At 40.1% G+C, this 1,136-nt stretch carries 2 protein-coding genes; one reads left to right on the top strand and one right to left on the bottom strand.

Going from position 1 to position 1,136, the window contains the following annotated elements:
* The first annotated feature begins 79 nt into the window (after positions 1–79).
* Positions 80–325, top strand: a complete 246-nt coding sequence (locus tag B4C08_RS03940; RefSeq protein ID WP_296663120.1) for a hypothetical protein — start codon at positions 80–82, stop codon at positions 323–325.
* Here the strand turns inward: B4C08_RS03940 and B4C08_RS03935 are convergent.
* Positions 313–951, bottom strand: a complete 639-nt coding sequence (locus B4C08_RS03935) for a hypothetical protein (protein WP_296663118.1) — start codon at positions 949–951, stop codon at positions 313–315. The genes B4C08_RS03940 and B4C08_RS03935 overlap by 13 nt on opposite strands.
* Positions 952–1,136 lie beyond the last annotated feature (185 nt).

The raw sequence follows: 1,136 nt of genomic DNA, 5'->3' as shown, positions 1-1,136 counted from the left end.
TCAGAGATTCCTGTGTCGTGGCGCAGAAGACTAACTCTGTAACAGTCATTTTTTGTAAAAAAAAGCATATATATAATGTATGGAATCAAAAGAAAACATTATGCTTTTGGGAATACTTGAAAAAGATGCCGAGCCGATTCTTAATGAAGAAAAAGAGCTCGGCTGTCTTCTTACTGTAAAATCCAAGTCCAGAACTCACAAAGTGGAAGTGTTCTCAAGCCTTCTGCCTGTTTTGTATAAAAAAGCCTTGAAGAACACAAAGGTGCTTGTTCCGGCTTGGAAACAAAAAGAAAAATTCTTAGCGTCTGTTGTTTATCCTGCCTGAAACTCTTGGACGTCCAGAGAAAGCCATTTTAAAAGCGCGCTAAAAAGCTCCCGCTTTTCAAGCACATTGAATCTTTCTTTAAGCCTATGAAGGCAAGTCTGTATGTACCTTTCTTTGCGTCCTGTTAGCGACTGCATTTCTTTTAAAGACAAGCCTTCCGCAATTCCAAAAACAAGCAGCCTGTTTGTTTCACTTAGAGATTCCATGTTGACGAATCTTCCCAAAAGATTGGTTTCATTTTTTCGTTGGGCCGCCTTTGATACAAATCTTTTTCCTTTTGTGTAAAACTCTGCACAGTGGGCAATGTCTTCCATGCTTTCCGGGCAGAAAAGAAGCGAAATGCTATCTAACTTGCGGACAATGCATAAAAAAAGTGCGGTTGGAGGTCTTTCTGAATACAGCGTTATATGAAGTTTTTTCTGTCTTAGAATAAGAAGAGCTTCAAGAGCTTTTCTTTCGTCCGCGGCACACCCAATAAGCACGTGGTCATTTTCCTTAATTTCCTTGCCTTGAATTTCATAGCTTGCAAGATACTCAGAAGCATAAGACGGACAAAGAACCCTAAACATAGGAATATGCATTGCATACTCCGACCTTGAAAAATTAACAATATATAATTTGCTCATATATTATTATCGGAGTGTTTACACATACTCCGCCGGAATCGCCATCACGCCTTTTGCTACAGAAACCGGCTTTCCGCAGCAGCAGACAATGCACGGAGGCGCAACCTCCACATTCTTGATTCTGCCTGTGATAAAAAAATTCTTTGCGTCATCTAGTTTTGGCGTGGCGGTCTTTTTTATTTCAA

This window comes from Treponema sp. UBA753 (assembly GCF_002297325.1).
Lineage (GTDB): Bacteria > Spirochaetota > Spirochaetia > Treponematales > Treponemataceae > Treponema_D.
This window is presented reverse-complemented; position numbering and strand designations above follow the sequence as displayed.